The sequence below is a fragment of the Actinotignum sp. usb-actsch-rep-73 genome, from assembly GCF_059082735.1.
In genome coordinates this window covers 20627-41583 of the sequence record NZ_JBHNPV010000068.1, presented here as the reverse complement: position 1 = coordinate 41583, position 20957 = coordinate 20627, and the positions used below count along the sequence as shown (strand labels likewise).

19 protein-coding genes and 1 tRNA gene are annotated in these 20957 nt (G+C 56.6%); 8 read left to right on the top strand and 12 right to left on the bottom strand.

What is annotated here, in order from left to right; all coding sequences use genetic code 11:
• The first annotated feature begins 45 nt into the window (after nt 1–45).
• Both nudC and AC5RE1_RS05295 read left to right on the top strand, forming a co-directional pair.
• Nucleotides 46–1053: an NAD(+) diphosphatase gene (gene nudC / locus AC5RE1_RS05300; protein ID WP_179370263.1), complete on the top strand. Its 1008-nt coding sequence runs from the start codon at nt 46–48 to the stop codon at nt 1051–1053.
• 40 nt (nt 1054–1093) lie between these two features.
• On the top strand, nt 1094–3130 hold the full coding sequence (locus AC5RE1_RS05295; RefSeq protein ID WP_179370264.1) for an ATP-dependent DNA helicase UvrD2: 2037 nt from the start codon (nt 1094–1096) through the stop codon (nt 3128–3130).
• A 15-nt stretch (nt 3131–3145) separates the two neighbouring features.
• Here AC5RE1_RS05295 and AC5RE1_RS05290 read toward each other — a convergent pair whose 3' ends face one another.
• Nucleotides 3146–4054 (bottom strand): hypothetical protein, encoded by a 909-nt coding sequence (locus AC5RE1_RS05290; RefSeq protein WP_493938433.1) that lies wholly within the window; start codon nt 4052–4054, stop codon nt 3146–3148.
• 140 nt (nt 4055–4194) lie between these two features.
• Entirely contained in the window at nt 4195–5727 is a 1533-nt protein-coding gene (locus tag AC5RE1_RS05285) for a zinc-dependent metalloprotease (RefSeq protein ID WP_493938432.1), read from the bottom strand.
• Nucleotides 5728–5859: 132 nt separating this feature from the next.
• Here AC5RE1_RS05285 and AC5RE1_RS05280 point away from each other — a divergent pair, with 132 nt between their 5' ends.
• Complete coding sequence (locus tag AC5RE1_RS05280) at nt 5860–7071, top strand: YlbL family protein (RefSeq protein WP_285069770.1); 1212 nt, start codon at nt 5860–5862, stop codon at nt 7069–7071.
• 16 nt (nt 7072–7087) lie between these two features.
• Here the strand turns inward: AC5RE1_RS05280 and AC5RE1_RS05275 are convergent, their stop codons facing one another.
• On the bottom strand, nt 7088–7654 hold the full coding sequence (locus AC5RE1_RS05275) for a PPA1309 family protein (protein ID WP_006681835.1): 567 nt from the start codon (nt 7652–7654) through the stop codon (nt 7088–7090).
• Nucleotides 7655–7848: 194 nt separating this feature from the next.
• On the opposite strand from AC5RE1_RS05275, the gene AC5RE1_RS05270 reads away from it, so the two are divergent.
• From AC5RE1_RS05270 to AC5RE1_RS05255, 4 genes are all read left to right on the top strand, one after another.
• A complete protein-coding gene (locus AC5RE1_RS05270) occupies nt 7849–10896 on the top strand; it encodes a UPF0182 family membrane protein (RefSeq protein WP_493938436.1) in 3048 nt (1015 codons plus the stop codon).
• A gap of 121 nt (nt 10897–11017) precedes the next feature.
• A tRNA-Met gene (locus tag AC5RE1_RS05265) sits at nt 11018–11094 on the top strand.
• A 146-nt stretch (nt 11095–11240) separates the two neighbouring features.
• Complete coding sequence (locus AC5RE1_RS05260) at nt 11241–11411, top strand: hypothetical protein (protein WP_285067980.1); 171 nt, start codon at nt 11241–11243, stop codon at nt 11409–11411.
• Entirely contained in the window at nt 11408–12223 is an 816-nt protein-coding gene (locus AC5RE1_RS05255) for a sulfite exporter TauE/SafE family protein (RefSeq protein ID WP_006681826.1), read from the top strand. The genes AC5RE1_RS05260 and AC5RE1_RS05255 overlap by 4 nt, the downstream gene beginning before the upstream one ends.
• Before the next feature lie 130 nt (nt 12224–12353).
• On the opposite strand, the gene AC5RE1_RS05250 is transcribed toward AC5RE1_RS05255, so the two are convergent.
• The 8 genes from AC5RE1_RS05250 to AC5RE1_RS05215 all read right to left on the bottom strand — a co-directional run bounded on the left by AC5RE1_RS05250 (nt 12354) and on the right by AC5RE1_RS05215 (nt 19049).
• On the bottom strand, nt 12354–12770 hold the full coding sequence (locus AC5RE1_RS05250) for a rhodanese-like domain-containing protein (RefSeq protein ID WP_050998834.1): 417 nt from the start codon (nt 12768–12770) through the stop codon (nt 12354–12356).
• Between the two features lie 237 nt (nt 12771–13007).
• Nucleotides 13008–14414: a class II fumarate hydratase gene (fumC, locus tag AC5RE1_RS05245; RefSeq protein WP_006681824.1), complete on the bottom strand. Its 1407-nt coding sequence runs from the start codon at nt 14412–14414 to the stop codon at nt 13008–13010.
• A gap of 48 nt (nt 14415–14462) precedes the next feature.
• Nucleotides 14463–15689 (bottom strand): MFS transporter, encoded by a 1227-nt coding sequence (locus AC5RE1_RS05240; protein WP_493938435.1) that lies wholly within the window; start codon nt 15687–15689, stop codon nt 14463–14465.
• A 65-nt stretch (nt 15690–15754) separates the two neighbouring features.
• Entirely contained in the window at nt 15755–16285 is a 531-nt protein-coding gene (locus tag AC5RE1_RS05235) for a dihydrofolate reductase (protein WP_103632411.1), read from the bottom strand.
• Nucleotides 16282–17040: a thymidylate synthase gene (locus AC5RE1_RS05230; RefSeq protein WP_218840569.1), complete on the bottom strand. Its 759-nt coding sequence runs from the start codon at nt 17038–17040 to the stop codon at nt 16282–16284. Before AC5RE1_RS05230 ends, AC5RE1_RS05235 begins: the two co-directional genes overlap by 4 nt.
• Nucleotides 17041–17250: 210 nt before the next feature.
• Nucleotides 17251–18000, bottom strand: a complete 750-nt coding sequence (locus AC5RE1_RS05225) for a hypothetical protein (protein WP_006681819.1) — start codon at nt 17998–18000, stop codon at nt 17251–17253.
• A 1-nt stretch (nt 18001) separates the two neighbouring features.
• A complete protein-coding gene (locus AC5RE1_RS05220) occupies nt 18002–18448 on the bottom strand; it encodes an OsmC family protein (protein WP_103632423.1) in 447 nt (148 codons plus the stop codon).
• Nucleotides 18449–18569: 121 nt separating this feature from the next.
• Nucleotides 18570–19049, bottom strand: a complete 480-nt coding sequence (locus AC5RE1_RS05215; RefSeq protein WP_006681817.1) for a DUF2505 domain-containing protein — start codon at nt 19047–19049, stop codon at nt 18570–18572.
• Between the two features lie 44 nt (nt 19050–19093).
• Here AC5RE1_RS05215 and AC5RE1_RS05210 point away from each other — a divergent pair, with 44 nt between their 5' ends.
• Complete coding sequence (locus AC5RE1_RS05210) at nt 19094–20554, top strand: sensor histidine kinase (RefSeq protein WP_006681816.1); 1461 nt, start codon at nt 19094–19096, stop codon at nt 20552–20554.
• Nucleotides 20555–20646: 92 nt separating this feature from the next.
• Here AC5RE1_RS05210 and AC5RE1_RS05205 read toward each other — a convergent pair whose 3' ends face one another.
• A complete protein-coding gene (locus tag AC5RE1_RS05205) occupies nt 20647–20895 on the bottom strand; it encodes a WhiB family transcriptional regulator (RefSeq protein ID WP_006681815.1) in 249 nt (82 codons plus the stop codon).
• Nucleotides 20896–20957: the final 62 nt, after the last annotated feature.

Sequence of the window (20957 nt, the reverse complement as noted above, 5' to 3'; positions counted from 1 at the left end):
TAGTTCACTTCGCGAAGCGAACCCCAGGAGGGTTAGCGTTGAGGTATGACACTTCACCTTCCCCTTGTCCGGCTAACTCCTCGCGCCCTGGTTTCCGTGCGTGAGAATGTCAGCCCACGCGCGCTCCTTGAACGCGGCGTAAAGGCTTTGGGTGCAGGGGTGAGTGAAGAGGATCGCGCAGGGCTGTCGTCCGTCCGCGCAGTTGTAGTAAAGCCAAATGGCGCGATCGGCGTTATTCCAGTTCGCGATGCCTGTGCAGAGATTGAGTTGGCAACGATTTCCACCCCGGTCGCCCTCTCTCTGATCGACGAGGCCGCCCCCGCCTATTTCGTCGGTGCCACTGATGATGGGGCGGGGCAGATTGTGCTCTGCCTTGACAATGACGCTGAGCTTCCGGGCGTGCAGTGGGTTCACCTGCGATGGGGCGGGCATATGTTGAGTGCTTCGGATTCTGGGGTTGCGATAGTGGGTGTGTCTCTTGCTACTTGGCATGCCTCCTACCGTTTCTGCGCTCGTTGTGGGAAGCCTGTTCGCTCGATTCTGAGTGGCTGGGCGACGGAGTGTTCCGGGTGTGGGCACGTGGAATATCCGCGACAGGACCCGGCAGTTATCGTGCGCATCCACGATGATGAGGATCGTGTGTTGCTTGCGCACAATACGGCGTGGCGCACCACAATGTGTTCTCTGATCGCCGGCTTTGTCGAGGCCGGAGAATCGCCTGAACATGCAGTTATTCGCGAAGTTAAAGAAGAAGTTGGTCTGGATGTGGCCAGCGTTGAATATCAGGCGACGCAACCGTGGCCGTTCCCTCGTTCGCAGATGATTGGGTACACCGCGCGAGTAGCTGTTGGAACACCGGTTGTGCCGATTCCCGATGGGGAAGAGATCGAATGGGCGAGGTTCTTTAGCCGGAGTGAATTGCGCGATGCTCTTCACAGCGGTGAAGTGAGTGCGCCGGGCCCAACATCCATTGCGTATGCCCTGCTTGTGGATTGGTACGGAAGCGACTTGCCTGAGAGCCCAAGCTCGCTTGACCCGCTTCGGCGCCCATGATGCACATTGGTTTCTCCATGGTCAGTGGGACAATCGTTCTATGAATTTGCCAGACCCGAATGCTCTTCTTGACGCGCTTGACCCGGATCAGCGCGCTGTTGCCCTGCAAGTGAAAGGGCCATTGGCTGTTCTTGCTGGCGCAGGGACAGGGAAAACGCGTGCGATCACCTATCGCATTGCGTACGGTGTGGCAACGGGTGCGTTCACGCCACATTCGGTTCTTGCAGTGACGTTCACGCGTCGCGCTGCTTTTGAAATGGGGCAAAGACTTACCCAGCTTGGCGTTCCCGGAGTTCCTGCTCGAACCTTCCATTCGGCTGCACTCAGTCAGCTGAAATTCTTCTGGCCAACAGCAATTGGTGGTCAGATTCCAGAGCTCATCCCCAGTAAATCATCGCTTGTTTATCCCGTGATGTCCCGCCTTGGAATAGCGCAGGGAAATGTTGAATTCCGCGATGTTGTTGCCGAAATTGAATGGGCGAAAGTGTCGATGGTTAACGCAGAGCGCTACGGCGAAGTAGTGCGCGACGGACACCCTGTTCCAGATGGCTTAAGCGCTGATGAGATGGCAACGATACTTCGCCTGTATGAGGACGCTAAGCGCGAACGTGGTGCGATCGATTTTGAAGACGTCCTTATTTTGATGGCCGCCATCATGCAGGATCGTCCTGACGTTGCTAGGCAAGTGCGTAACCAGTACCAGAACTTCGTGGTTGATGAATTCCAGGATGTGTCACGCCTGCAACAGTCGTTGTTGGATCTATGGATCGGTGATCGTCACGACGTGTGTGTCGTTGGCGATGTTGCCCAGACAATTTATTCATTTGCAGGTGCTCAATCATCATTTCTTGTCGATTTCCCAAAGAAATTCAAGGGCGCGCACGTCCTTGAACTGACCAGAGATTATCGGTCGACCCCTCAAATTGTTGATGTCGCTAACTCGGTCATGGTGGGGGCAGGAAAAACCAGTGGCGCTGTCATACTCAGCTCTCAACGACCTTCGGGTGCGCATGTTGAATTCGCAAGCTATTCGTCAGATAGGGAAGAAGCTGAAGCCATCGCGTCGAAGATTCAAGAGCTCATACATCGTGGAACACCTTCCCACGATATCGCTGTCCTCCTTCGTATCAACGCTCAATCCGAACTCTACGAAGAAGTGTTTTCAGCGCGTCAGATCCCGATTGCTCTTCAAGACGAGACCCCATTCTTTGATAGAGAATCAGTTCGCCGTGCAGTCAGCCATCTGATCGCGGTGTCGAAGTCTGGCCAGGATTCCCCTGGCTCTCTGCGCGACCACATAGAAGAACACTTGGGAGCCATCGGCTGGACGCCTCAAGCTCCCAATGGAGCAAATGCGCTTGAACGCTGGAATAACCTCAATACGTTGATCGCATTGGCTACTGATTCATCTGCTCCGGATCTTGCTGGGTTCATTGAAGAGCTCACGCACAAGCGCAAGGCAGCAGAAGAGCCAAATAAAGAGGGCGTGGAAGTCATGACTCTTCACTCGGCGAAGGGGCTGGAATGGTCAGCTGTTTTTATGCCGGGGCTCAGCGAAGGTCTGCTCCCTATTTCCTACGCTCAGACCCCAGAAGCAATCGAAGAAGAACGTCGCCTTCTCTACGTTGGTATCACTCGTGCGCGGGACATTCTTGAAGTGTCGTGGGCGCGAAGCCGGCGTGATGGGGATCGTTCGAAGCGTAAACGTAGTCGTCTGCTGAACAGCGTGTGGCCGCAGAGCCCCTCGATAAAGACGAAGAAGCCCGCTCACGCTCACGCATCATCATCGAAGCAAGCGACACGCGAGTTCCAAGCAACAGCGTCGAAAGAGACCCTCGATCTTTTCGAAGCCCTCCGCTCGTGGCGAAGTGATGTTGCAAAGCTCGCTGGTAAGCCTCCCTATACGGTTTTTTCGGATGTCACGCTTCGTGAGCTTGCGACAAGGCGTCCGAAGAACCATCGTGAGCTTCTTGGGATTTCCGGCATCGGCGAGATCAAAGCAGATGCGTTCGGATCATCCGTTTTAGCGATCCTGGACGGCGAAACAGTTGAAGTGACTAAGGACGATCTTCTTTAATACGTTCTCTTCGTACTATCGATCGGAAGTACGCTCGCTTAGACTGTTCTCCTTACACCCGCAGTTCGCTTCAGGTACAGCTTGTCGTATCGAGAAGCCACCGTGAGCATCAATATGGTGAATGCTTGATGTCATCAGGTGATCATTCCCCATAAAAGTCTGGATAAACCTGGCAATCGACCAGGCTGCGCCATGGGTGGCAAGAGGGGTGGGAGCAACCAATGGTGTCCGCATCGCTGTCTTACGGTGATCAAGAAAATCAGGATCTCTAGCGTTTTCTTGGGAGAGTAAACACGCTCCACACGCACTGAGTCCTGGGATGACAAGAGGCCCGACGTCATAGCCGTCTTCCAGTTCAGTGACCAGAAGGTGGGGGATATCTTCTTTCACGAGCATCCAGGAGTCTTCGAACGCGGGAAACCGCTGAGAGGACACAATCGTTAAAGCCTCATTTTGACCATGAGTATGAGGTGCATAGCGGGGGAGTAAATCATAGCGATTTGATAGTGACCGTTTCAACGGCAACCCTAGAAAGCCTTCACCAATCACCCTGGCAATCCGGTCATCAACCCGACGTGGTTGCAGGGGAATGACCTCAAGATAGAAGTCATTTTTCACCAGATCCAAAACTCGCGCGGATACGTCATCGAAGACGGTGAACGTCAACGCGAGGTGTTGGGGCAGAGTGACATCTTCTAAGAATCCAGCGTGTTGCAGGCGCATCCGAAGACGAATCGGCAAAGTGCTCGGCAAAGGATCATCTTGATCGGCATCCAAAGACACAGAATGATGACTGCACGCGATCAAGGCATTGATCTGACGATCATGCAGGCCACGAAGGACCATGTGGTGACCGTGATCTGTTCCAACCTGGACCGAATGATCCCCAACCCTCAACACCGTGACACCGGGCTTCAACTTCATCGCACACCTCTTCGTGAGAACTCGATGGCGATGAGTATGCCAGCCTTCAACCCGGCTCAGCGTTTATCCACAGGCCGAGCGTGCTCGCGCGAAAAAGTTATCCACAAGCATCAGCGCGGAGGTGACGAGGGGCTTCATCGTTAGGCCTGAGTATCCCCCGAAGAAGGATCAGAATCCTTGTCTTCAGAACCGTCAGCAGAATCATTGAACTGATCCTCGGCCTGATCGTCTGGAGCAAATCCTGCCCGCGCCAACGTTTCACTCTCGGGATCACTCTCCGGAGAAAGCCCTTCAGCCCACCCCATCGTGCCGTCCAACAGGGCATTGAGAGCAGCATCGATATCCGCGTCTTGTTCACGAGCCGCCTGGCGGATCGTCAAGAAGGTGTCGGGAGAATCAAGCTCTGCCTGCGTCGGCACCATGTCAGGATGTGACCAGAGGGCGTCGCGAGCTTCCCTCCCACCGTCGGCTGCGACAAGACCGAAGATCGATGCGGCGCCTCGTGCACGACGCGGACGCATCTGCAATCCGATCAACTGACCCAGCACCCGCTCGGCTGGGCCGCCGGTAGCGCGACGACGACGGATCATTTCGCGCAACTGATCGGCGTGAGGAAGATACGGGGCGGTCGCTTGAGTCGTCACAACTTCAACCCAGCCTTCGATCAGCGCAAGCATCGTTTCAAGACGCTCCAAACTACGCTTCTGCTCGGGCGAAATATTCATCGCAAACACGCCACCCGACAGGGCTTCCTCGATCGACTGCTGATCCGTCGGATCCAACGTGCGGGCAACATCAGAAAGAGCTTCCATGTCGATCTCGATATGAGTCGCGTAGTTTTCGACGGCTCGCATCAGATCGCCCTCAAGCCACGGAACTGAAGCAAAAAGACGACGATGAGCGCACTCGCGAACAGCAACGAACTGTAGAACCTCTTCGAAAGGAATATCCAGCCCGTCTGCGAAATCCTCAACGTTCGACACCACCAAACCAGTTGTCGGCTTCGTCAAGAGGGGAATACCCACGTCATTCGTGCCGAACGTTTCGCGCGCAAGCGCGGTCAGTGCCATTCCAAGCTGGGAAGAAAACATCATTGTCGCCAGCTTCGGAGTCAGGCTCTTCATTTGGCTTGCCATAGAGGCAAAGCCCTCAGGAAGAAGCGAAGGATCACCTGAGATCCCGCCCATCTGGTTTTCAATCACAGACGTGAGCGCACGAGAAACATTCAGCGCAATTGGTTCGCAGATTCGTTTCCACTGCTCAAGAGTAACCTCGGTCCACTCAATGCGACTCCACGCCGCGCGCTCGACCTGTCCGGGGGCAAAATCGGTGACAGTATCAAGCCACAAGTCAGCAACGCTCAACGCTTGACGTGCGCGCCCCGCCTGGGCTGCACTCACAGCTGGATCGCCCGCAGAGTAGATCTGTTGCCGTGCAGAATCATTCACGATTCGCCAATCAACGGGACCCGTGGACGTATTCATAAAGAACTGCATCTGCTTCAATGCGGCGTTCAAAGCGTTTGGATTCTGAACCTCCGGAGGCAACATTGAAGGATCGAACCCTTGTGCGTTCAACGCCCGCATTGCTTCTTCCGCTGCGTTGGCACCGAGCATATTGCGCAGAAAGTCTTCGAATGGATTGTCCTGGGGGAACGTTTCGTCCTCGTTCATACTGCGAGCCTACCCGCGCCACCTGTAGAATCGCGCGATGAACCATGGGCGTGCGCTGAAAGAGGAATTGGAAAACACTGAAATAGGCATCCCAGCGTGCCCTCGGGGCAAGCCATGGGTGACAATGATCCGGTGAGTATTGATGAACAGCAGGATCACAGCCTCCTAACCGGCGAGCTTGAAGACGCCACGGTGCGGTCAGAAAACACGGCCGACACCCCCAGCCAGCGGGTAAAGAAATGGATGCCGAGTCGTCCCACCATCGCCGCGATCGCCGGTGGCGTGATTCTAGGAGTCACACTATTCGCTCTACCAATGCCGTATGTACTGGAATCGCCGGGACCGACGTTCAACGTCGTTGGGTCATATCGAGGCACCGACCTGATCACAATCTCCGGCACCGACCCTGATTCGGGACAGTCCGTCGCTGTTGAACCTTCGACGGAAAGTGAGGACGGTGTCGGACAGCTTCGGATGGTGACAGTGTCTCAACGAGGTGGGCCGAGCGCCCGTTTGAATCTTGCTGAGCTGATCATGGGCTACTTCGATTCGAAGTCCGTCCTTGTTCCCTACGACGAGGCATATCCCTCAGATGTCAGCCAAGAAGAGGTTGACCAAGCCCAATCAGCGATGATGTCGAATTCGCAGTCGACCGCGGAAGTTGCGGCTCTGGAATCGCTTGGCTGGGACGTGCCCGCATCAGTGCGTGTCGTCCAAGCGGTCAAAGGAACAAACGCAGAGGGTAGCGTTCAATCGGGTGACTTGCTTGTGTCACTCACTGATGCCCAAGGAGTCGTCCATCCGATTGATCGAGCCTCAACTGTTTTTGCGCTGGTCAAGACTATCCCCGCTGGCACAACACTGACATTGACCGTTGAACGCAACGGGGAACAGGTCGATATTCCGATCACGACGGTGGCCGCTCCCGAAGGACAGCAAGGCTCCCGCCTAGGCGTTTACCTGTCTGTTGAAGCCACGTTTCCGCTTGATATTCAGTTCAATCTGAAAGACGTGGGCGGTCCCAGCGCAGGCATGATGTTTGCGCTTGGAATTATCGACCGCATGACCCCTGGTGCCCTCGCAGGAACTGAGAGCATTGCCGGAACAGGGACTGTGTCCTACGACGGTGAAGTGGGTGCGATCGGTGGCATCGTGCAGAAGATGTGGGGAGCCAAGCGCGACGGGGCTTCGTGGTTCCTTGCCCCCTCTTCGAACTGCGATGAAGTTGTCGGAAACGTCCCCGAAGGCCTCAGTGTCGTCTCTGTCTCGACCCTGTCAGAAGCCAGAAGTGCCGTAGAAACAATCGCGGCCGGCCAGGGGGATACCCTGCCGACCTGCGAGTGATGTTTGGAAATAGCCGTCAGTCGACGTCCGGTTCGAGTGATGCGAGAAGAGCGTCGACGAGGTTCGGAATAAGGTTTGTTCCCTGACCAACCTTGTCGTCGGAGTCGAATGCTTTCGTGCGCAGAGCACACCAGGATTCGCCGGTGCGAAGCGCGCCAACAGCAAGACGAACATCCGCGCGTGACGGGTGGTTCGAAATGAACTGGATGGCTTCTTCGGGATCTTCGGGAGCCTGATCTTCAACCTCCGGGGGTACGACAAGACGTTCAACCGTAATCGCAGCACCAGCAACCTGCTCTGGCCAGCCAAGATGTCCGAGCACCTCTTCGAGGTCGTCTTCCCGAAGATCTTCCTGAATCACGGCAGACAGGTGTTCTTCGCTCCCATCCCACCCCTTGCGGATCTGCTGAGCAATATCCTCGGGCAAGTCCGGCTGGGCAAGAAGCTGGGACGTGTGGACAAGCGCATAGAGCGAGGGGGCATGATCCCAACCGATTCGTGCAGCGCTACGTTCAATGTCGACAACAACATTCGCAAGTGCAATCTGACGCGCGCTCGGCATCTGAGGTTCTTCGATAGTCATGGAATGTATGTTCTCACGTCGAGCACGCAAAGGTGTCACCGAATTGTGAGTTCTGATGAATGCCAGTCAAGGCTAGCGTTCCAACAGGAGCCTCGTCGCGCACTCTCACGCGCACCGCGGGTAGGATGAGGGCACGATAATCAACGTAGAGGAGTGACGCTGTGAGCGCCTTTCCCATGCCCGAACCTCAGTCAATGAAGCCACAGAGGGGAGGGAACAACACTGACCGTCCGCGTTTGGGCCCAATGACTCTGACGCTGCTGATTCTGGTTGGAATTGGCGCGATCATCTATGCGGCCTCAGTCGTATGGACCGAGATCCTCTGGTTCCGCCAGATGCATTCAGTGCGTATCGTGCTGACCCAATGGATTGCTCACGCCGGCCTCTTCGTCATTGGTTTCCTTGTCGTGACCGGCCTGATTCTCTGGTCGCTCAACTATGCGTATAAGCACCGCGAAGCCTCCACGCGAGGTCAAGCGTCCGCAACCCTTCGCGAATACCAGAAGGCACTGGACCCGGTTCGTCGTATCGCGTTCTGGGTGGTCGCGCTGTTCCTCGGTTTCACGAACGGTGCCAGCCTGGCGAATGATTGGCAGACGGTTCTGCAATTCGTGAATCAGACACCCTTCGGGAAGACGGATCCTCAGTTTGGTTTCGATATCGCCTTCTTCGTCTTCACAATGCCGATGCTGAAACTAGTCGTCGGATTCCTGCTGAAAATCTCGGTCCTCTGCTTGATTGCAGCATTCGTTGTCTCCTACGTGTACGGCACCGTTCGCCTGCTTCCGCGTCCTCACGCGTCAAAGCCCGCTCGTCTACAGACGGGAGTCTTCGCTGCACTGGTTTCTTTCTTCATCGGAGCGAACTATTGGCTCGGCCGCTATGACCTGCTCACTCAAGACGGCGCCAATATTGATGGCGCCCTCTACTCCGATATCCACGCAACGCTTCCAGCTCATTCGATCCTGGCCGTTATCTCGTTCCTGATAGCTCTGCTTTTCCTTGTCGCAGCGTTCAGGGGCTCCTGGCGTCTGCCCACGATCGGTGTCGCCGTGACCGTGATTTCTGCTGTCATCATCGGTGGCGCGTACCCCGCGCTCATCCAGCAGTTCCGCGTCACCCCGAACGAACGAGCCCTAGAATCTGAATACATTCAGCACAACATTGATGCCACCCTCGCAGCATACGGCCTCGATGATCTGGAATACACCAACTACGACGCCGCAACCAGCGCTCAGCCCGGACAGCTGCGCGAAGACTCTGAATCAACGTCGCAGATTCGTCTGCTTGACCCGCAGGTGATCACGAAGACCGTCCAGCAACTGCAACAGTCGCGTCCCTACTACGGTTTCGATTCGGGAATGTCCGTGGACCGTTACACGGTCGGTGATGAGCGTCGAGACACGGTCATCGCAGTGCGCGAAATGAACCTCGCCGGTTTGTCTGCGGAACAACAGACCTGGGTGAATACGCACACCGTATATACGCACGGCTACGGTGTTGTCGCCGCCTACGGTAATTCGCTGAACTCTGATGGCCTGCCCTCATACTGGGAGCAGTCGGTGCCCTCGGTCGGCGAAATGGGGGAGTATGAAGAACGCGTTTACTTCTCCCCGAACGCCCCCTATTACTCGATCGTCGGTGCTCCGGAGGGTAGCGATCCGCAAGAACTCGACTACCCGGATGACAACGTCCAAGGCGGTCAGGTTGCCACAACCTTCACTGGCGACGGTGGCCCAAGCGTCGGCAACGTTTGGAACAAACTCCTCTACTCGATCAAGTTTGGTTCCACCGACATCTTCTTCTCGTCTCAGACCAACTCTGCTTCGCAGATCCTCTACAACCGTGATCCGTTGGACCGCGTCGCTAAGGTTGCCCCGTTCCTGACTTTGGAACAGGAAGCCTACCCGGCTGTCGTCGACATGGATGGGGATCCGTCAACCGAGAAGCGCCTGGTTTGGATCGTTGATGCCTACACGACAACAGACTCCTACCCCTACTCGCAACACCAGTCCCTGTCCAGCTCAACCGTTGACTCCCGATCCTCGCAGGTTGGCGAATATGTGCGCGCAGAGACGATTAACTACATGCGCAACTCAGTGAAGGCTGTCGTTGACGCATACGACGGGTCCGTTCACCTCTACCAGTGGGATCAGGAAGACCCGATCCTCTCGACGTGGATGAAGATCTACCCGGGTCGTGTTGAACCCCTGAGTGGAATCAGCGGTGACTTGATGAGTCACATGCGCTACCCGGAGGACATGTTTAAGGTCCAGCGTGAGCTTCTTACCAGCTACCACGTCACCAATGCATCCGACTTTTACGCCGGTGGTGACCGTTGGCGCCTCGCCGAAGAAACATCAACCGCAGTGTCCGCATCCTCGAACGCATCGCAGTCGGGCGGAGTTTCTTCCGGAGTGACGGCTCAGCCTGCCTATTACCTGACAATGCAGATGCCGACCCAGGAAACCGCGGAGTTCTCACTGACCTCCGTGTTTGTTCCCGGTGGTGAATCCAAACGTGAAGCAATGGCAGGCTTCCTCGCCGTCGACTCAGAGACAGGGAACGAGGCCGGAAAGATCCGCGATGGGTATGGAAAGCTCCGGTTGCTAGCCTTGCCGTCATCGACTACCGTGCCCGGCCCAGGCCAGGTGCAGAACGCATACGACTCGAATGAGACTATCGCGCGCCAGCTCAACTTGTTGAATCAAGCGGATTCGCAGGTTATTCGAGGCAATCTCTTGACTCTGCCCGTTGGTGGCGGTCTGCTTTACGTCCAGCCTGTCTACGTCCAGGGCACCGGCTCAGCGTCCTACCCGGTTCTGCGTTCAGTCCTGACTGCCTTCGGTAATCAGGTCGGTTTCGCGCCGACTCTAGAAGAATCCTTGGATCAGACCTTCGGCGGTGACTCGGCCGCGACAGTCGCGAACAACGCAGGTGGAGAAACCGCAGAAGGTGACGATACTTCAAACACCGTCACCCAAACTGCTCAACAGCGCTTGAATCAAGCACTGACCGACGCCTCAGCGGCCATGCAAGCCGGCCAAACAGCCTTGAGTAGCGGAGATTGGAGTGCGTACGGCGAATCCCAGAAGAAGCTCAATGACGCATTGGCGCGAGCCCTTGCCGCACAAGAAGAACTTGGACAGTCCACTGGCGTCACATCCGGCTCCACCGATACGCCACAATCCGGTTCGACCCTCGGCTCTCCGGGCGCTGACGCAACGCAGTCAAACGGCTGATCTTCCCCCGCGCACTCAGCCCTATCCTTGACGAAACCCGGGCGGTGAGCTTCTACGAGACGAAGCTCACCGCCCTCCGTTTGAAGCTCTGTCGCGAGCACGCTAGGGTAGTAACTACCGACGCGGGGTGGAGCAGTTCGGTAGCTCGCCGGGCTCATAACCCGGAGGTCGCAGGTTCAAATCCTGTCCCCGCTACCAAGTAAGGTCGGGACCTCAATCGAGGTTCCGACCTTTTTATATTCGGCCTTCAGTTTGTACATGGTTCCCTCTATCGTTAATCGTGGAATGGTCAGAGAGAAAACAACCGTGAACATCACCGCATACTTCACCCGCTCAACAGGCGGATGGAGCATTATTGTTCCATCGCCGACGGATACACAACCAAGGTCCAACGCCTCGCAGAAGCCGAACCCGCAGTCAGTGGCGCATGCGCTAACCACGGAATCGTCATCGATAATCTGACACTCATCTACGCTCACCCAAGCAACACAGCAAAGGACTGCGACGCCTTATGACTCAAACACTACAACCAGCGAAAGACCAACCAGCAGGACACTTCTCTCGCACACTCCTTGTCATCCTCACCGGGCTACTTGCCGGCTTCCTCGCCGGCCTCTTCGGCGTCGGCGGTGGACTCGTTATCGTTCCAGCACTCATGTCCGTCCTCGGGATGGATCAACGTCGTGCCTCAGCAACTTCATTGCTTGCCCTCATATTCACCGCGCTCACGGGCACAACCTCATACGCCCTCAGTAGCAACGTCTCCTGGAGCGCAGCAATCATCCTCATCGTCGGCGCACTTGTCGGTGCCCAAATCGGCGTCTGGCTCCTACGCAAACTACCAGACCGAATCCTCCCCTGGATCATCGTCGTCTTCGCACTCTTTGTGATTGTTTCTCAGCAAATCAACATCCCCGTACGCGACGCCGGACTCACCCTCGATATACCACGCGGAATAGGACTCATCTTCGTCGGCGTCCTCTCCGGAATCCTCGCCGGACTCGTCGGCATCGGTGGTGGATCAGTCCTTGTCCCTGGCATGGAACTTGTCGTCGGCCTCGGCGACCTCCTTGCCCGCGGAACCTCACTACTCGTCATGATCCCCACCGCCATCTCTGGAACCTGGACAAACGCAAAACACGGTATCGTCGACCTCAAAGCCGGTATCATCGTCGGCATCTCCGCAGCATTCAGTGCACCCGCAGGCACATTCGTCGCAGGCTGGATTTCACCCGAAACTGGCAACATTCTCTTCACGATCTTCCTGATCGTGGTCATGCTCAATACTCTGCGTAAAGCCGGAATCTTTAAACGACGCCAGAAATAGCTATCTTGTGCTCTCGGGAAGGCTCGGCTGTCCACAGCCTCGGCTCATTCTTTGTCGATTCTGATGCCCAACTGAACCATCTGAACCTCCCCGCGATTGCCTTTACGCATTGGTTGGGGGACGCGTTTGACTACTCGGTGACCAGCTCGATGCCCAGATTCTTGGACGCATCTTGAAAGCCACCAGCATTCATGACGTTCGTGAAGCCGGCTTCTTGCATCAGCTTCAGTGCCTGACCCGCACGGTTGCCGGAATGGCAGTGCAGAGTGTAGGTGCCGTTCTTATCAAGCTTCGTAATGTCATTGGCGAAAGCGTCGGAGTTGAAATCGATATTGGTCGCACCCTTGATGTGGCCGTCAGCGTATTCATCGGGAGTACGCACATCGATCACCATGCCGACCTCAGTTGCTTGAGAGGCGCTGGCCGAAGACTGCGAAGTCGTTGAAGCTCCATCTGATTCGCTGGTCAAAGCTGAAGAACAACCAGCGAGTAGTGCACCAGTAAGTCCGACGCTCAAAACGGAAGCGAAACGGCGAGTGAACAACATGGAGCCTCTTCGATCACAACTCATCTTATGGCTGCGATATCGCCTCCTTGTGAGAGGAGAAAGTCCTGTTCACCTCCGCGCAGAGAATGGCAAGGGGCCGGTGGGATTCAAATCCCACCGGCCCCTTCGCGACCGTGGTTGCGGCCTCGTCAATCAGAAACGAGAACTACACCCACTGGCTGAACGTCGCTGGTGTCGACGTCTGGCCGAGCAGGTCAGAGGCCGCCAATGCCAGGCTCACTCGCCGGCAGCGCTCGGGTGCGTCATGTCAACCGGAACAACCCAGGCATCGAACTCAGCGTCGGTGACAAAGCCGAGCTCCAAGGCAGACTCGCGTAGCGACAGGCCCTTGTGGTGAGCATTCTTCGCAATCTTCGACGCCTTGTCGTAGCCGATGTGGCGGTTGAGGGCGGTCACCTGCATGAGGTTGATGTCCAAGTTGTGCTGGATCTTCTCGTCATTCGGTTCGATGCCGTATGCGCAGTTCGTGTCGAAGGAAACGCACGCATCGCCGAGCAGGCGGATGGACTCCAGAACGTTCCATGCCATAACCGGCTTAAAAACGTTCAGCTGGAAGTTGCCCTGCGAGCCAGCGAAACCGACGGTTGCGTCATTGCCGAAGACCTGAACGGCGACCATGGTCATGGCCTCACACTGGGTCGGGTTGACCTTGCCGGGCATGATGGACGAACCGGGCTCGTTCTCGGGAATGATCAGTTCACCGATGCCGTTACGCGGGCCAGAAGCGTACCAGCGGACATCGTTGGCGATCTTCATCAGGGCATCAGCCAGGACGCGCAGGGCACCGGAGACCAGGACCAGTGCGTCGTGTGCGCCAAGGGCTGCGAACAGGTTGTCTGCCTGCTTGAACTCAATGCCGGTTTCCTCGGAAATCTTCGTGGCGCAGAGCTTGCCGAATGCCGGGTGGGCATTCAGGCCGGTGCCGACCGCAGTGCCACCGATGGCGAGCTCGCGTGCACGTGAATCTGCGTAGCGGATGCCGTCGAGGGCGAAATCAATCTGAGCAACCCAACCGGAAATGACCTGACCAAGGGTGATCGGGGTGGCGTCCTGCAGATGGGTGCGACCGACCATGACGATGTCTGTGAAGTCTTCAGCCTTCTTGGCCAGGGTATCGCGCAGCTGCATGACGCGCGGGTACATGGCCTGCAATTCGCAGACGACTGCGATGTGCATGGCGGTGGGGAAGGTGTCGTTCGAGGACTGACCACGGTTCACGTGGTCATTCGGGTGAACGGGGGTCTTGGTGCCCATCTCGCCACCGGCGAGTTCGATGGCGCGGTTGGAGATGACCTCGTTGGAGTTCATGTTCGACTGCGTACCAGAACCGGTCTGGAAAACAACCAGTGGGAAGTGATCGTCGAGCTTGCCTTCGATGACTTCGTCGCCGGCCTTGGCGATCAGGTCAGCGATCTCCTGGGGGAGTTCGCCGAGCTCAGCATTGGCCAGTGCAGCAGACTTCTTCAGGACACCCAGAGCATGGATCATGGGACGGCCCCACACGAAAGTGTTACGGCCGATGTCGAAGTTGTGCAGGGAACGCTCGGTCTGGGCGCCCCAGTAGCGGTCGGTGGCGACCTCGACGGTGCCCATTGAGTCAGATTCAGTGCGCGTTGTTGTCATGTGGGTTGTTCTCCTTTGAAGAAACGTACCGCTTCAGGTTAGGCGAACCTAATGGGTTTGTGCTACCCGAAGACGCGAGTGGAACCATGCAAAACTGACAGAAAGAGCGACGAGAGCCAGGGCTAGGACGAAAGGAACAATCGGGTGCCATCCGTAGAGTGCAGTTGCACTCACCGGAGCAAAAATCCAGGTGACGGCGCCGGTCGCGTTGATGATGCCAGCAACGCCCCCCTGTTCCTCGTCACTGACCGCCAGTGAGGCACCCGCGCTAAAGCCTGGGCTTGCCAGACCGCTGGACGCGCCGAGCGCGAAAGTTGCGATTGAGATGGTCGGTCCGTGGGACGCAAACGTCAGTGTCGCTAGCGCGATAAAGCCCAAGGTCATGCCGGTGCGTAGCAGAATAACCGGCGGAAGAGACAGCCGTGGGACGACCAAGAGCTGCATGAGCATCGCGCCGGCAGCATTCGCCAGTAGCATCAATGCCGTCACGGAGACCGCGTGCGCTGGGTCAAGATGCAGGCGATCCTGAACAATGAAGCCCATCGTGATCTGAACGACGCCACTGGCAAAGAAAATACCGAAGATGCCGGTAATCCACGGCAGGATGCGCGAGTCATTCCACTTCACGCGAGGGGGAAGCACCACGGGTTCCGGGGTCTCCTCGTCCGGGTCCTTGGTGGCAGGCGCATCCTTTGGCACTGCAACAAGCGCGATGATCAGCGCGATCGCGATGAACCACGGCGTGGCGTGCACGGGCGCGTAAATCCACCACGTGCCAAGCGCCGACGAAATCAGGGAGCCGATCATGATCGATAGGTTGATTGCTCCAGAGAACGCTGACATACCACGCACACGCGACGCTTCGTCAGGAGTGTTCTCAGCAATGAGAGCTTGTCCGGTCGGCGGAATCGCTGCGACTGCGGAGCCGAAGAAGGGGCCTCGTGCCAGCAGAATGATCGAGGCAGTCAAAACCGTGCCGGCGATACCGGCTGCGCGCAGAGCGACGACGCCGGAGAACAACGTGCCCGCAATGAATGCGAGGAAGAGGGCGGTCAGCAGAACTCGCCTGCGTCCCCACGCGATCGAGCGACGACCCCAGAACTGGCTGAGCATCGCAACCGCAACTGCTGCCAGCGATACCGCGGCGCCGACGATCCATTCCGGAATACTCATCGCCCTCGCCAGAGGCGCGATCGACACGTTGATCATGTTCTGCGCCGTGTACGTAAACAGGGCGATCGCAAGTAGCGCGCGCAGTGTCGGGTGGGCAAGCACCGACGAGGCTCTGGGTTTTTTAGTTGACGAGGCTACCACCACGTTTTCAATCTCTTCTTCTGGTTCTAGCGTCGAACGTAGGTCGTAACCTTCCAGCGGGCGTCGCCAGACTTGTCGTTCCATTCAGAATCGGAGCGCTGAGGGTCAACGGCCCACACGGTCGGGTCAATTGCCGGCGCATGAACCAGTGGAGTATCAGGATTCGAGGCCTCAATATCAAGGTCAAGGTCGGTGACAACCAGTTCATCTACCAGATCCATCGTCTGGGCATACAGATGTGCTCCACCGGTGATCCAAATGTAGGGAGCCTCGTCTGCTTCAGCCTTGTCCTGCGCGTGCTTTAGGGCAGCCTCGATGGAATACACCAAGTCGATACCGTCGGCCTCGTACAGGTGTGAACGCGTAATCACAATGTTGGTTCGTCCCGGCAGTGGAGTGCCCAGTGCCTCGAAGGAACGACGTCCCATGATGATCGGGCATCCCAACGTGGAAGCCTTGAAATGTGCGAAGTCTGCGGGCACGTGCCACATCATCGACGTTCCAGTTCCAAGAACGCCATTCTTGTCCTGCGCCCAGATCGAAGCAACGGTTGTCATACTGCCACCGGAGCCTTAATCGTCGGATGGTGTTCGTAGCCTTCAACGATCACGTCATCGAAGGTGTAGTCGAACATTGACGGAGCCTTATTCAGCTTCAAAGTCGGGAACTCGTAAGGTGTGCGCGACAGCTGTTCAGTCACCTGTTCCACGTGGTTGGAGTAGATATGGCAGTCGCCGCCGGTCCAGATGAATTCGCCCACCTCAAGGCCTGCCTGCTGAGCAAACATGTGAGTGAGAAGCGAATAGGACGCGATATTAAACGGAACACCGAGGAACATGTCGGCGCTGCGCTGGTAGAGCTGCAGGGACAGGCGACCGTCGGCAACGTAGAGCTGGAAGAATGCGTGGCAGGGTTCCAGCGCCATCTTCTCTAGTTCACCCACGTTCCATGCGGACACGATCATGCGCCTGGAATCAGGGTTTGTCTTCAACGTTTCAAGAACCGAAGAAATCTGATCGATCGTCTGGCCCTGAGCGGTGCCCCATTTGCGCCACTGCACTCCGTAGACCGGGCCGAGATCGCCGTTCTCATCCGCCCATTCGTTCCAAATACGGATGCCGTTTTCCTGAAGCCAGTGCACGTTCGAATCGCCGGAAAGGAACCAGAGAAGCTCGCCGACAACCGACTTCAGATGAACGCGCTTCGTCGTGATCAGCGGGAATCCCCTGGACAGGTCGTAGCGAAGCTGGCCACCAAACAGGGAACGCGTGCCTGTACCGGTGCGATCCCCTTTGAGAGTTCCCTCTTCCATAATCCGCGCCAGCAGATCCTCATACTGACGATCAATAGTCACAGTCAGTTGTCTCCTTAAAGGTCATCACCATATCTTGTTGCTTCCTATTGTCTGTCTTTTAACGTGCAACGGAAAGTGCGCAGGCCAGCTGCTTGTCCTTATTATCGCGTGCGTACTGTCGCACAGGCGACGACACCATGGGTAGATCAGCCAAAAATGATGGTGAAGTCAGTCGAGGACGCTTGCCTTATCATCCATCGGCAGTGCCAGGTGAGCGAAAGCATCAGACTTTTGTGCATCGCCATTCAATGAAACATCAATAATGCGAGTGTGCGAGAAATCAGCGGGAGGCGTTCCCAGCGCAATCTCCAGCCCCTCGATCGTCTTATTCGCCAATGCTGCGCCGGCCTTCCATCCGACGACCGCGCCGATTCCGAAGGGGACTAAACGTCCGACAGAAGACAGTGCAGCGTGTTTTGCAAGCTTACGCTTCGCCCACTTGACCATCATCTGATTGAACTGGGTCGCTGCCTGAGAACGAATGTCAACAAAGGAAGACGCGAACCACGATGCTGCCTGAATACCGACGGTTGCCGTGATTGCTTCAGCCCCTTCTTGCCCCGTAATTGCAGCCAATACCAGCGCGTTACGCTTCGCGGGATCCTTCACGTCAATCCCGTACAGGTGCGCGACGACCATGCAGTGGTGTGCGGCTTCAGTCAGGAACGTGCCGAATTGCAGACCGGAGGCACCAAGGCTGAGCGCAGTGCCAATTCCGGGCCACGCTGAGAAAGCCCCGGCAGCCCCAGACTCACGTTTCACGCGCGCTTTGAAACGCTGGTTGGCAATCTCAACCAGTTCGTTGGGGGTCGCTCCCGGGTGAGTATCGCGCAGTTTTTGCGCACTACGGGCAGTCGACGCATAGGGCACATCAAGCGCGCGCTGCCACACATCGACTGCCCGGTGACGCACAGACATGTCAGTCCTCTGAAAGGGATTCGTTCGTGAAGGTCTTTTCATAGGTGGCACCCTTGGTCACGGTGTGACCGATGGTGCAGTTACGCTCGATGGCGCCCGATGCGCGACGAATCATCTTCTCGCGCTCTTCCTCATCCACGCTTGAGAGGTCCTGGATCAGTTCCACATCAAAGTGGGTGAAGCGATCTTCGCCTTCGAGGTACTGCGCGGAGACAGCCACGACCTGCTCAAAGTCTTCGCCAAGGCGATCGGTCAGACGCTTGTCGGACGACATTGCGTTACAGCCTGCGACCGCAATTTTCAGAAGTTCACCGGGAGAGAAACGGCCGGGGCCCTCACCAACCAGAACTTGGGCGCCACGAGGATTAGTCGCCGAGTACTGGCGGATGCCTTCACGCTGCAAGTAGAGGGCGGGGGACAAAACAGGGGTCTCTTGTGTTTCACTCATGCCATTATTCTCACCGATTATTCGCATCCGTGCGCGTTGAGAAGGCGATGAAGATATCACGAGAAAAAGTGGAATAAATCCGTTTTCGTCGCGTTTTTACCTTCCCAGTTGACGAGGCAGGTCAGACTTCGCTACTTCCGCGCTGAAGCCAGGCGGAAGCGAGCTTCAGCTCTTCATCGAGAATCTCATCGACGTGCTTCAACACTTCACTTTCAATGCGAGCGCCAAAGAAGGGAATTGCCACTTTCACTTCACCTTCAACCTGGCGAAGCGTTTCGCTCGACCCAGAAAAATGCGAGGTCATAGTGACTGTGACGGGCGCGCCCTCAAATGAGAGCTGCGTCGAGGCAGTGAGCGCGGCCTCGTGAACAAACTCTTCACTCAACGCAAGGCGCAACTCTCCGCGAATCATCTGACGCACTTGAGCTGGCAGAACACCAGGATCAACACTGCCGTGAGCTCGAACGCCCGAGGCGAAGTGTTCAACCTGAAGATCCTGACAAAAATGCGCGAAACGCCCACGGACAAAATCGGGGTCAACGCTCATTGCTTGAAAGTCGGCAAGGGGCACCGGATACGTCAACGACTTTGAAAACTCCATGGGCACTCATCTCTTCACGTTTTCCAACGGCTACTATCAATCCTATGAGAAGCCTGACACAACTGGCAGAGGTAGCCTCGAGCGATGCCCTGACCGAGAAGGACATTGAGTGGCTCCACCTGCTCCTCGCAGACTGGCAAGTCCTTGCAGACTTGAGCGCAGCAGACCTTGTTCTCTGGCTTCCCACCGACGATGAACGTTTCATCGCAGTTGCCCACTCTCGACCGGCAACATCAACAACCGTTCACATCGATGACATCATCGGCCTCCACCTACCCGTAGCGCGCGAAATCGAATTCCGTCGCGCGATCGCAACCGGACAAGTCGTTAAATCCCCGGCTGCACGCTGGGCAGGCACCTACTCGATGATGGAAACCTGCATCCCCGTCCTTCACGATGGGCGCGTCATCGCAGTTGTCACCCGCGAATCCAACCTTTCTTCACCGCGATTCTCCCTAGGCTTTGACTCGTGGGCAGCCCAGGTCTCAGACAACCTCTGCCAGATGATCTCGCGCGGTGAATATCCCTATGACACGACCCCCGCGGTGACTGCTCGTGGCGTCCCGCGTGTCCTCGATGGTGTCATCCTGATCGACCCCGACGGCAAGGTCCTCGAAACAACGCCGAACGCCACCTCGTGTTTGCGACGCCTCGGTATCCGCAACGCAGTGCGAGGCAAGATCCTCGCCCAAGAGATCACCAACGTGATCGCCGACGAATCCATGATCGAAGAATCCATGGCGGTTGTCGTCATGGGACGTGCCTCGTGGCGAACCGAAATCTCAAGCCATGCTTCCACCATTACGATGCGCGCTCTCCCCCTCACGGAAGGCCGTACGCGTCTTGGAGCCGTCATTCTGACGCGCGACATTTCTGAAGTTCGACGTCGTGAACAGGAACTCATGACGAAAGATGCGACGATCCGCGAGATCCACCACCGCGTGAAGAACAATCTGCAGACCGTTTCGGCTCTGCTTCGACTGCAATCGCGTCGCTCGGAACGCCAAGATGTCAAGGATGCGCTCGCGGAGGCAGAACGTCGAGTTCAGGCAATCGCAACGGTCCACGCGGCCCTATCTCAGAACGTCGATGAAACTGTTGACTTTGACGAGGTCGCGCGCTCGGTTCTGCGTCTTGCGGGTGCGGTCGCTGTTACTGATCGAAGCGTGGAAGTTATTACCGACGGTTCCTTCGGGGTTATTGCCGCTGATCAAGCTCAAGCTCTAGCAACCGTTTTGAACGAACTGGTCACAAACTCTGTTGAACACGGTCTGGCAGAACGTGATGGAACGATTGTCGTGTCCGTTCAACGCGAGGGTGAAACGATGACGGTCAAGGTCGCTGATGACGGCGTCGGTTTTGAACCGGGAACCCCGATGAGTGGTCTGGGAACTCAAATTGTCAAGCAGATGGTGCGTGGTGACCTGAATGGTTCGATTGACTGGTCGTTGCGCCCCGAAGGTGGAACGGTTGTCACCTTGAAGATCCACTTGGATGAGGTCTGATTCCGAACGGATGTGTGCCTAGTAGGTAAGGGGCGTTAAAAGCGTGTGGGGGTCGGCTCTCGAGAGCGACCCCCACACGCTGAACGTTTAAATCAGGATGCGCGTCGTGCACGTGCTGCACGACGCTTGAGCGAACGACGTTCCTCTTCGCTCAAGCCACCCCACACACCAGAATCCTGGTTGTTTTCGATTGCCCACTGCAGACAGGTCGCTTCGACTGAGCAGCTGTGGCACACGGCTTTGGCTTCCGCGGCCTGAGCAATTGCCGGACCTGTATTTCCGATCGGGAAAAACAGTTCGGGGTCAACACTCAAGCAGGCAGCCTTACTCCGCCAGTCCATTTCACAGCTCCTTGGATTCGTTCACGCATTTTCGACTGCGCCCATTGGCGCGCCGAATTCCA

Coding starts and splice junctions, on each gene's coding strand:
- nudC (WP_179370263.1), top strand. CDS start 46: ATGACACTTCACCTTCCCCTTGTCCGGCTAACTCCTCGCGCCCTGGTT.
- AC5RE1_RS05295 (WP_179370264.1), top strand. CDS start 1,094: ATGAATTTGCCAGACCCGAATGCTCTTCTTGACGCGCTTGACCCGGAT.
- AC5RE1_RS05290 (WP_493938433.1), bottom strand. CDS start 4,054: ATGAAGTTGAAGCCCGGTGTCACGGTGTTGAGGGTTGGGGATCATTCG.
- AC5RE1_RS05285 (WP_493938432.1), bottom strand. CDS start 5,727: ATGAACGAGGACGAAACGTTCCCCCAGGACAATCCATTCGAAGACTTT.
- AC5RE1_RS05275 (WP_006681835.1), bottom strand. CDS start 7,654: ATGACTATCGAAGAACCTCAGATGCCGAGCGCGCGTCAGATTGCACTT.
- AC5RE1_RS05270 (WP_493938436.1), top strand. CDS start 7,849: ATGAAGCCACAGAGGGGAGGGAACAACACTGACCGTCCGCGTTTGGGC.
- AC5RE1_RS05260 (WP_285067980.1), top strand. CDS start 11,241: ATGGAGCATTATTGTTCCATCGCCGACGGATACACAACCAAGGTCCAA.
- AC5RE1_RS05255 (WP_006681826.1), top strand. CDS start 11,408: ATGACTCAAACACTACAACCAGCGAAAGACCAACCAGCAGGACACTTC.
- AC5RE1_RS05250 (WP_050998834.1), bottom strand. CDS start 12,770: ATGTTGTTCACTCGCCGTTTCGCTTCCGTTTTGAGCGTCGGACTTACT.
- fumC (WP_006681824.1), bottom strand. CDS start 14,414: ATGACAACAACGCGCACTGAATCTGACTCAATGGGCACCGTCGAGGTC.
- AC5RE1_RS05235 (WP_103632411.1), bottom strand. CDS start 16,285: ATGACAACCGTTGCTTCGATCTGGGCGCAGGACAAGAATGGCGTTCTT.
- AC5RE1_RS05230 (WP_218840569.1), bottom strand. CDS start 17,040: ATGGAAGAGGGAACTCTCAAAGGGGATCGCACCGGTACAGGCACGCGT.
- AC5RE1_RS05225 (WP_006681819.1), bottom strand. CDS start 18,000: ATGTCTGTGCGTCACCGGGCAGTCGATGTGTGGCAGCGCGCGCTTGAT.
- AC5RE1_RS05220 (WP_103632423.1), bottom strand. CDS start 18,448: ATGAGTGAAACACAAGAGACCCCTGTTTTGTCCCCCGCCCTCTACTTG.
- AC5RE1_RS05215 (WP_006681817.1), bottom strand. CDS start 19,049: ATGGAGTTTTCAAAGTCGTTGACGTATCCGGTGCCCCTTGCCGACTTT.
- AC5RE1_RS05210 (WP_006681816.1), top strand. CDS start 19,094: ATGAGAAGCCTGACACAACTGGCAGAGGTAGCCTCGAGCGATGCCCTG.
- AC5RE1_RS05205 (WP_006681815.1), bottom strand. CDS start 20,895: ATGGACTGGCGGAGTAAGGCTGCCTGCTTGAGTGTTGACCCCGAACTG.